Below are 9,693 nucleotides of genomic sequence, written 5' to 3'. Positions count from 1 at the left end.
CATTTCGCAAGGAGAACGAGAACAATGAGTACCCCGACCGCCACCACCCTGGCGCACGTCGTGGAGAGTGACGGCGACACCGGCGTCCTGGAGCTGATCGCCCAGCGCCGCGAGGAACTGCGGGCAGCCCTCGTCGAACACGGCGGCCTGCTGCTGCGCGGGTTCGACATCGGCGGCGTCGACGGCTTCAACGAGGTCGTCCGCGCGCTCGCGGGCGAACCGCTCACCTACACCGAACGGTCCTCACCCCGGCACTCGATCAAGGGCAAGGTCTACACCTCCACCGACTACCCGCCGGAAGAGGAGATCTTCCTCCACAACGAGAACTCCTACCAGGCCGCCTGGCCCCTGACGCTGTTCTTCTACTGCGTCACCCCGCCCGAGACCCTCGGCGCCACCCCGCTCGCCGACATCCGCAAGGTCTACCGCGAACTCGACCCGGCCGTCCGCGGCGAGTTCGAGAACCGCGGCTGGCGGCTCGTCCGCAACTTCCACCCCGACTTCGGCACCACCTGGCAACACGTGTTCAACACCGAAAGCCGCGACGAGGTCGCCGAGTACTGCGCCGACAACGGCATCGACATCGAATGGCGCGGCAAGAACGGCCTGCGCACCACCGCCGTCCGCGACGCCGTCCACTACCGGCCCGGCAGCGACATCCCCCGCTGGTTCAACCACGCCACGTTCTTCCACGTCACCACCCTGCCCAAGGACCTCCAAGAAGGCCTGCTCGCCATGTTCGGCGCCGACGACCTGCCCACCAACACCTACTACGGTGACGGCGAACCCATCCCGAACGACGTCATGGACCACCTGCGCGCCACCTACCGCGCCGCGGCCACCCGCTTCGACTACCACCGCGACGACGTCCTCGTCGTCGACAACATGACCGCCGCGCACGCCCGCGAACCGTTCACCGGCGCACGCAAGATCGCCGTCGCCATGGCGGAAGCCCACAAGCCGGGGGAGGCGCAGTGATGACCGAGTTCTCCGTGGTGCGCAACGACGAGGAGCAGTACTCGATCTGGCCGCACGACCGCGACCTGCCCGCCGGCTGGCACCACGCCGACTTCACCGGCACCCGCGACGAATGCCTCGCCCACATCGACACCGTCTGGACCGACATGCGCCCCAAGTCACTGCGCGAGGTGTCGTCGTGACGCAGGAATGGACCTTCCCGGCCTCCTACGCGCAGGAACGGGTCTGGCTCGCCAACCAGCTCGACCCCGACTCGCCGGTCTACAACGTGTCCCTGCCCGAAGGCCTGCCCGCCGGCACCACCGTCGAACAGGCCACCGACGCGCTGGCGCAGGTCGTCGCGCGGCACGAAGCGCTGCGCACCCACCTGCGCGCCAACGGCGAACAACTCGTCCAGGTCGTCCACGCACCCGAGCCGTTCACCCTCGAGACCGTCGACCTCACCGGCGCCGACGAGCCGAGCGCACACGTGCTCGCCGTCGCCCAGGAACAGGCACGCACCCCGATCCCGCTCGACCAGCCACCGCTGTGGCGGGCCAAGATCGCCCGCATGCCCGGTGACCGCGTCGCCCTCCTGTTCGTCGCCCACCACGCCGTGTTCGACAGCCACTCGATCCTCGTGCTGCATAAGGAAATCACCGAGCTGTGCCAGGCCGCCGTCGACGCCCGCGAACCCCGCCTGCCCGAACTGGCCATCCAGTACGCCGACTACTCGGCCTGGCAACGCGGCCACCTCAGCGACCTCGACCAGCAGCTCGCGTTCTGGCGCGAGCGGCTGGTCGGCGCACCCCCCGTGATCGCGCTCCCCACCGACCGGCCCCGCCCGTCCCAGCCCACCTTCGCCGGTGACGAGATCTGGTTCGACATGCCCACCGGGCTGCCCGCCCGCGTCGCCGAACTGGGCCGCCACGCCTCGGCCACCCCGCAGATGGTGCTGCTGTCCGCCTACGCCGCGCTCCTCGCCCGCCTCTCCGGCTCGGACGACATCGTGCTCGGCCTGTCCACCAGCGGCCGCGACCTCCCCGAACTCGCCCCACTCATCGGCATGTTCGTCAACCCCGTCGCCCTGCGCGTCGACGTCAGCGGCGACCCCACCTTCACCGAACTCCTCACGCGCGTGCGCGACGCCCTGCTCGACGCCATGGAGCACTGGCACACCCCGTTCCAGAAGATCGTCGAACAGGTCGCCCCGCAGCGCGACCCCGCCGTGCAGCCGGTGTTCCAGGTCGCGTTCAACTACATCCCCGACTCCGGGATCGACGAGGTCACCCTCGGCACCACCAAGGACGACCTCGCGTTCGACGTCACCGACGGCCGCAGCAGGCTGCTCTACCGCACCGCCCTGTTCGACCGCGCCACCGCACAGTCCACCGTGGACCGCTACCTGCGGCTCCTCGACGCCGCCCTCGGCGCACCGGACACCCACGTCGCCGACCTGCCACTGCTCGCCGAGAACGAGCCGGAACTGGTCACCGGCACCTGGGCCACCGGCCCCCAGCTGGACGTGCCGGCCGCGAGCGTGCCGGAACTGATCGAACAGCAGACCGCCGCCCACCCCGACCGCACCGCGCTGGTCGCCGCCGACCGCAGCCTCACCTACGCCGAACTCAACGCCGCCGCCAACCGGCTCGCCCGCACCCTCGTCGCTCAAGGCGCCGGACCCGGCGCGCTCGTGGCACTGAAGCTGCCGCGCGGCGCCGACCTCGTCGTCGCGATCCTCGCGGTACTCAAGTCCGGCGCCGGCTACCTGCCCGTCGACACCGCCTACCCGGCCGAGCGGATCGCGTTCATGCTCGACGACGCCGCACCGGCACTCGAACTGGCCCTCCCGCTACCCGAAACGTCCACAGTGGACACGGATTTGACCGACGCCGACCGGCTCGCGCCCCTGCGCGCCGAGCACCCGGCCTACGTCATCTACACCTCCGGCTCCACCGGCCGCCCCAAGGGCGTCGTCGTCGAACACCGCAACCTCACCGCGTACCTGGCCTACGCGCGGGCCGCGTACCCGAGCCTGTCCGGGACCGTGCTCATGCACTCGCCGGTGTCGTTCGACCTCACCGTCACCGCGCTGCTCGGCCCCCTCACCGCGGGCGGCACCGTCCGCGTCGCCGGCCTCGACGAACCCGCGGCCCGCGCGGGCGACGCCCCGGCATTCCTCAAAGCCACCCCGGGCCAGCTGCCGCTGCTCGACACCGCGCTGTCACCCACCGGCGACCTCGTGCTCGGCGGCGAAGGGTTCACCGCCGAACAACTCGCCGACTGGCGGGCCGCCAACCCCGGCGCGACCGTCGTCAACGAGTACGGGCCCACCGAGGCCACCGTCGGCTGCGTCGCCGCCCGCATCGCACCGGGAGAGGAGCTGCCCACGGGACCGGTCAGCATCGGCACCCCCATCCCCGGCATGCGCGCCTACGTCCTCGACGCCCGCCTGCGGCCCGTGCCGCCCGGCGTGGTCGGCGAACTGTACGTCGCGGGCCCGCAGGTCGCCCGCGGCTACCTCAACCGGCCCGCGCTCACCGCCGACCGGTTCCTGCCCGACCCGTACACGGCGGGGGAGCGGATGTACCGCACCGGCGACCTCGCCCGCTGGCGCGACGGCACCCTCGACTACCTCGGCCGCACCGACCACCAGGTCAAGGTCCGCGGCATGCGCGTCGAGCTGGAGGAGATCTCCTCGGCCATGCTCGCCAACCCCGACGTCCGCGAAGCCGTCGTCCTCCTGCGGGACGAGACACTCGTCGGGTACCTCGTCGGCAGCCCCGACCTCGACGTGCTCGCCACCGAACTGGCGGCCACCCTGCCCGAGCACATGGTCCCGGCCGCGTTCGTGACACTCGACGCGCTCCCGCTGACCCCCAACGGGAAACTCGACCGCGACGCGCTCCCCGAACCCACCGCGCAGGAAGGCCCCGCCTACCTCGCGCCCCGCACCGACGCCGAACTGCTCGTCGCGGAGGTGTTCACGGAGATCCTCGGCGTCGAGAAGGTCGGCGCCCACGACAACTTCCTCGAACTCGGCGGCAACTCGCTGCGCGGCATGCGCGCCATGGCACAGATCCGCGGCCGCATCGACGTCGACGTGCCCATGCGGGCGCTGTTCAGCTTCCCGGTGGTCGCCGACCTGGCCGCCGAGATCGAACGCATCCTCGACGCCGAACTCGCCGAGATGTCCGACGACGAGGTCGCCGCTCTGCTGGCCAAGGAGAACGAGTAACACCATGACAGCCCTGCCCGAGGCCGCCGACCGCAGCGCGGCCAGAGCAGCCCTGCTCGCCAAGCGGCTCCGCAAACACGACGCGGACACCACCCGGCGCATCCAGCCCCGCCCCGACGGCGCGGACGTGCCGCTGTCCTACGCCCAGGAACGCGTCTGGTTCATGGACCAGATCGCGCCCGGCGAGGCCGCGTACCACATCGCGGTGCCGCTGCGGATCCGCGGCCCGCTGGACGTCACCGCGTTGCGGGCGGCCCTGGCGGGACTGGTCGCGCGGCACGAGTCGCTGCGCACCCGGTTCCCCGCCGACGCCGACGGCAGGCCCACGGTCGTGCTCGACGACCACGTCGACGTGCCGCTGCGCATCGAGACCGCCGCCAGCGAGGCGGACGCGCAGCGGCTCGTCGACGCCGCCGCCGTCGAACCGTTCGACCTCGCCAACGGACCGCTGCTGCGCGCGCTGCTCGTCGAACTCGGCGAGCACGACCACGTGCTGCTGCTGTCCAAGCACCACATCGTCGGCGACGGCTGGTCCGTCGACGTCATGCTCCGCGACGTCATCACCCTCTACCGCGGCGGCACCCCGCCCACCATGCCCATCCAGTACGGCGACTTCGCCGTCTGGGAGGCGCAACGCCTCACCGGACCCGAAACCGCCGGGCACGTCGCCTACTGGAAGGACCGGCTCGCCGGCATCGAACCACTCGAACTGCCCGCCGACCGGCCCCGCCCCGCCACCCAGACCTACCACGGCGACTACGTCGAACTCACCGTCGACCGCGACACCACCGACGCGCTCGCCGACCTGTCCCGCCGGGGCGGCGGCACCCTGTTCATGACGCTGCTCGCCGCCTACCAGGTCTTCCTTTCCCGGCACGCACGCCAGCACGACTTCGCCGTCGGCGCCTCGAACGCGGGCCGGTCCGCGCCGGAGCTGGAAGACGTCGTCGGCATGTTCATCAACATGCTGCCGCTGCGCGCCGACCTGTCCGCCGATCCCGCCTTCACCGACTTCCTCACCGCCACCCAGCGCAGCGTCCTCGACGCGTTCGAACACGCCGACGTGCCGTTCGCCAAGGTCGTGCAGGAACTCGGCCTGCCCCGCGACGTGTCCCGCTCCCCGGTGTTCCAGGCCATGTTCGTGCTCCAGAACTACGAGATGGGCCGCTTCTCCACCGCCGCGTCCGAATCGGACACCGAGTTCCGGTGGACCCCGATGGAACTGCGCGCCACCCGCTTCGACTTCGAACTGCACCTCGTCGAGATCCCCGACGGCCTGTGGGGCAAGCTCGTCTACAACACCGACCTCTTCGACCGGTCCACAGTGGAACGCATGGCCGACCGGTTCGGCGCCCTCGTCCGCTCGATCGTCGCCGCCCCCGAGACCAGGGTGTCCGAACTGGACATCATGGACGCCGCCGAGACCGCGCTCGTCACCACCACCTGGAACGACACCGCCGCCGCCTTCCCCAGCGCCGCCACGCTGCACGGCATCATCGAGGAACAGGTCGCCGCCACCCCCGAAGCCACCGCCGTCACCTTCGACGGCCAGAGCCTCAACTACGCGCAGCTCAACGCGATGGCCAACCGCATCGCACACCGCCTGCGCGCCGTCGGCGTCGGCCCCGACACTCTCGTCGGCGTCTGCGCCGAACGGTCACTCGAACTCGTCGCCGGACTCCTCGGCGTCCTCAAAGCCGGCGCCGCCTACCTGCCGCTCGACCCCGAATACCCCGCCGACCGGCTCGCGTTCATGGTCGCCGACGCCGCCGCACCCGTCGTGCTCGTCCAGAGCCACCTGCGCGACGACCTGCCCACCACCGACGCCACCGTCCTCATCCTCGACCACGAACAGGAATGGGCGGGCCGGCCCATCCACAACCCGCCGCCCACCACCGCCGACCACCTCGCCTACGTCATCTACACCTCCGGGTCCACCGGACGGCCCAAGGGCGTGCCCAACACCCACCGCGGCATCGTCAACCGCCTCGACTGGATGCAGAAACGCTACGGCCTCACCGCCGCCGACGCCGTGCTGCAGAAGACCCCCGCGAGCTTCGACGTGTCCGTGTGGGAGTTCTTCTGGCCACTGCAGACCGGCGCCCGGCTCGTGCTCGCCAAACCCGGCGGCCACAAGGACGCCGCCTACCTGCGTGACCTGCTCGTCGACGAAGCCGTCACCACCGCCCACTTCGTGCCGTCCATGCTCACCGTGTTCCTCGGCGAGGACGGCATCGAAGCCGCCACCGCACTGCGCCGCGTCATCTGCTCGGGCGAGGAACTCCCGCACACCGCGGCCGTCGAGTTCACCACTCGGTTCCCGCACTGCGAACTGCACAACCTGTACGGGCCCACCGAAGCCGCGATCGACGTCAGCGCCTGGCACTGCGACCCGGCCGCGCTCCGCGACGTCACCAGCGTCCCCATCGGCGCACCCATCGCCAACCTGCGGCTCTACGTGCTCGACGAACGCGGCAACCCCACACCCGTCGGCGTCGCGGGAGAGCTGCACATCGGCGGCGTCGGCCTCGCCCGCGGCTACCACCGCCGCCCCGCCCTCACCGCCGAACGGTTCGTGCCCGACCCGTACGCCGACGGGCAACGCCTGTACCGCACCGGTGACCTCGCCCGCTGGCTTCCGGATGGCACGATCGACTTCCTCGGCCGCATCGACCACCAGGTCAAGCTCCGCGGGCTGCGCATCGAACTCGGCGAGATCGAAGCCGCCCTGCGCGACCAGGACGGCGTCACCGAAGCCGCCGTGATCGTCCGCGAGGACAACCCCGGCGACAAACGCCTCGTCGCCTACACCGTCGGCACCGGCAGTGACCTCAAGGCCGCGCTCAAGGAGACGCTGCCCGAGTACATGGTGCCCGCCGCGTTCGTCGAACTCGACGCACTACCGTTGACCCCCAACGGAAAGCTCGACCGCAAGGCCCTGCCCGCACCCGTCGTCACCCGCGACGCCAGCGCCGAACTCGTCGAACCCCGCAACGACACCGAACGCCTCCTCGCCGTGATCTGGAAGGACATCCTCGGCGTCGACACCCTCGGCATCGACGACGACTTCTTCGACCTCGGCGGCCACTCCATGCTCGCCACCCAGGTCGTCGCCCGCGTCCGCAAGGAAAGCACCGGCACCCGCGCCGTCGGCGTCATGGACCTGTTCACCCACCGCACGATCCGCGACCTCGCCGCGTTCATGGCCGGCGAGGTCACCGACGACGGACCGCGCAAACTGCTCTACGAGCTGACCAAACCGGGGCGCGGCAAGAAGAAACTCAGCTACGTCTGCGTGCCCTACGGCGGCGGCAGCGCCATCGTCTACCAGCCGCTCGCCGACGCGCTGCCCGACGACTACGCGCTCTGGTCCGTCGCCATCCCCGGCCACGACGTCGGCCTCGACGAGAACGCACTCCCGTTCGACGACCTGACGACCAGGCTCGCCGACGAGATCCTCGAACGCGTCGACGGCCCGCTCGCCCTCTACGGCCACTGCGGCGTCGGCTCCGCGATCACCGCCGAGGTCGCCCGCAAACTCGAAGCCGCGGGCAGGGCCATCGAGGTCGTCTACATCGGCGCCATGTTCCCGTTCGCCCGCCCCAAAGGCGTATTCGCCGCCGTGCGCAACCGCCTCGAACGACTCAAGAGCAACCGGCACTACGGCGCCTGGCTCAAGAGCATGGGCGTCGACACCGACGAACTCGACCCCGAGCAGGCCGACCGCATCATCTCCAACATGCGCGCCGACTCCCGCGCGTCCGAGGACTATTTCACCGGCCTGCTCGACCGCAACGCCGCCAAGCTCACCGCACCCATCGTGTCCGTCGTCGGGTCCGAGGACCCGGTCACCGACTACCACACCGAGCGGTACGCCGAATGGCGGTTCCTGTCCGACACCCTCGGCCTCGTCGTCCTCGACCGGGCGGGCCACTTCTTCCTGAAGTACCGCGCCGACGAGCTCGCCGAGATCATCACCACCGTCCACCCCGCCATCGAACGCGGCGAGACCGAACCACTCGAACGCGCCGCCCGCGGCGAGGACGCGCCCTGGGACCTGCGGGCCACGCAGACCACCCACGCAGGCACCCCCGAACCGGCCGTCAAGGCCACCATGAGCCGGTTCGTCGCCGTCACCGTCGGCCAGCTGGTGTCCACCACCGGATCCATGCTGACCGCGTTCGCGCTGCCGATCTGGCTCTACACTCGCACCGGCTCGGTCACCGACCTCGGTGTGCTGTGGGCGCTCGCGCTGCTGTTCGGCGTGTTCACCCTCCCAGTCGCCGGCGCCATCACCGACCGCGTCGACCGGCGACGCGTCATGATGCTCGCGAGCTGCGTGTCCGGCAGCATCCAGCTCGGCCTCGCAGCGCTGCTGTTCACCGACTCGCTGGCACTGTGGCACATCTACGTGCTCGTCTCACTGTCCCAAGTGGCCGGTTCGTTCCAGCGGATCGCGTTCCAGTCCGCCGTGCCGCAACTGGTGCCCAAACGGTACCTCGGGCACGCGATGGGCATCGTGCAACTGTCCACCGGCACCGCACAGCTGCTCATGCCGGTGCTCGCCGCCGGCCTCTACGCGACCATCGACCTCGAGGGCATCCTGCTCATCGACGTCGCGAGCTACGTGTTCGCCATCGTCGCGCTCGCACTCATCCGGTTCCCGGACCTGCTGGGCTGGCGGCCACGCGAACCGCTGATGGTCGCGATCCTCAACGGCCTCCGGTACTCGTGGAACCACCGCGGGTTCCGCACCATGCTCGCCTACTTCGCGCTCGGCAACGTGTTCCTCGCACCCGCCCTCGTGCTGGTCACCCCGCTGGTCCTCGCGTTCGCGACCACCACCGAGGTGGCGCAGGTCGCGTTCGCCGAAGCCGCGGGCGCCATCACCGGCGGCATCGCGATGTCGGTGTGGGGCGGCCCGAAGAAACGCCGCATGCTCGGCGTGCTGGTCTTCAACCTCGGCACGGCCATCGGCTGCCTCGTGATCGGGCTGAACGCGTCCATGGTCGTCGTGTTCTGCGGCATGTTCTTCATGGCCGCCTCCATGGCCACCGCCCAGGGCATCTATGCCACCCTCGTCCAGGTCAAGGTCCCGCAGCGCTACCACGGCCGCGTGTTCGCACTGAACCAGACGATCACCTGGTCCACCCTGCCGATCGGGTTCGCCCTCCTCGCGCCCGGCGCCACCGCGCTGTTTGAACCGCTCATGGCCGCCGACGGCGCGCTCGCGGGCACGGTCGGCGCGCTCATCGGCACAGGGGAGGGGCGCGGTATCGGGCTGGCCTACATCGTGTTCGGCCTCGCCCTCGTCGTGGTCACCGCGGGCGGGTTCGCCCTCCGGCTGCTGCGCCGCTTCGACACCGAGATCGAGGACTCCCTGCCCGACGACCTGATCGGCGCCCAGGAACGCGAAACCCGCACGAAAGCCGCGGTGGCGGCCTGATACCAGCAAAGACGCTTTCGGACGTGCTGCGCGGGCCCGGGCGGGCCCGCGC

4 protein-coding genes are annotated in these 9,693 nt (G+C 70.6%); all 4 read left to right on the top strand.

Going from position 1 to position 9,693, the window contains the following annotated elements; all coding sequences use genetic code 11:
- Positions 1-24 precede the first annotated feature (24 nt).
- From ACIBVP_RS06915 to ACIBVP_RS06900, 4 genes are read left to right on the top strand one after another with little or no spacing between them, the layout of a single operon-like run.
- Positions 25-978, top strand: coding sequence for a TauD/TfdA family dioxygenase (locus ACIBVP_RS06915; protein WP_396105059.1), 954 nt, complete (start codon positions 25-27; stop codon positions 976-978).
- A complete protein-coding gene (locus ACIBVP_RS06910; protein WP_396105058.1) occupies positions 978-1,160 on the top strand; it encodes an MbtH family protein in 183 nt (60 codons plus the stop codon). The genes ACIBVP_RS06915 and ACIBVP_RS06910 overlap by 1 nt, the downstream gene beginning before the upstream one ends.
- On the top strand, positions 1,157-4,195 hold the full coding sequence (locus ACIBVP_RS06905) for an amino acid adenylation domain-containing protein (RefSeq protein WP_396105057.1): 3,039 nt from the start codon (positions 1,157-1,159) through the stop codon (positions 4,193-4,195). The genes ACIBVP_RS06910 and ACIBVP_RS06905 overlap by 4 nt, the downstream gene beginning before the upstream one ends.
- Positions 4,196-4,199: 4 nt before the next feature.
- Positions 4,200-9,641: an amino acid adenylation domain-containing protein gene (locus ACIBVP_RS06900; RefSeq protein ID WP_396105056.1), complete on the top strand. Its 5,442-nt coding sequence runs from the start codon at positions 4,200-4,202 to the stop codon at positions 9,639-9,641.
- Positions 9,642-9,693 lie beyond the last annotated feature (52 nt).

This window comes from Actinophytocola sp. NPDC049390, from assembly GCF_044466355.1.
Taxonomy (GTDB): Bacteria; Actinomycetota; Actinomycetes; order Mycobacteriales; family Pseudonocardiaceae; genus Actinophytocola.
Note: the sequence above shows the minus strand (reverse complement) of the source record. Positions and strands in the feature narration are given on the sequence as shown.

What these genes read in the sequence shown, in the direction of transcription:
- ACIBVP_RS06915 (WP_396105059.1), top strand. Translation starts at nt 25, where the DNA reads ATGAGTACCCCGACCGCCACCACCCTGGCGCACGTCGTGGAGAGTGAC.
- ACIBVP_RS06910 (WP_396105058.1), top strand. Translation starts at nt 978, where the DNA reads ATGACCGAGTTCTCCGTGGTGCGCAACGACGAGGAGCAGTACTCGATC.
- ACIBVP_RS06900 (WP_396105056.1), top strand. Translation starts at nt 4,200, where the DNA reads ATGACAGCCCTGCCCGAGGCCGCCGACCGCAGCGCGGCCAGAGCAGCC.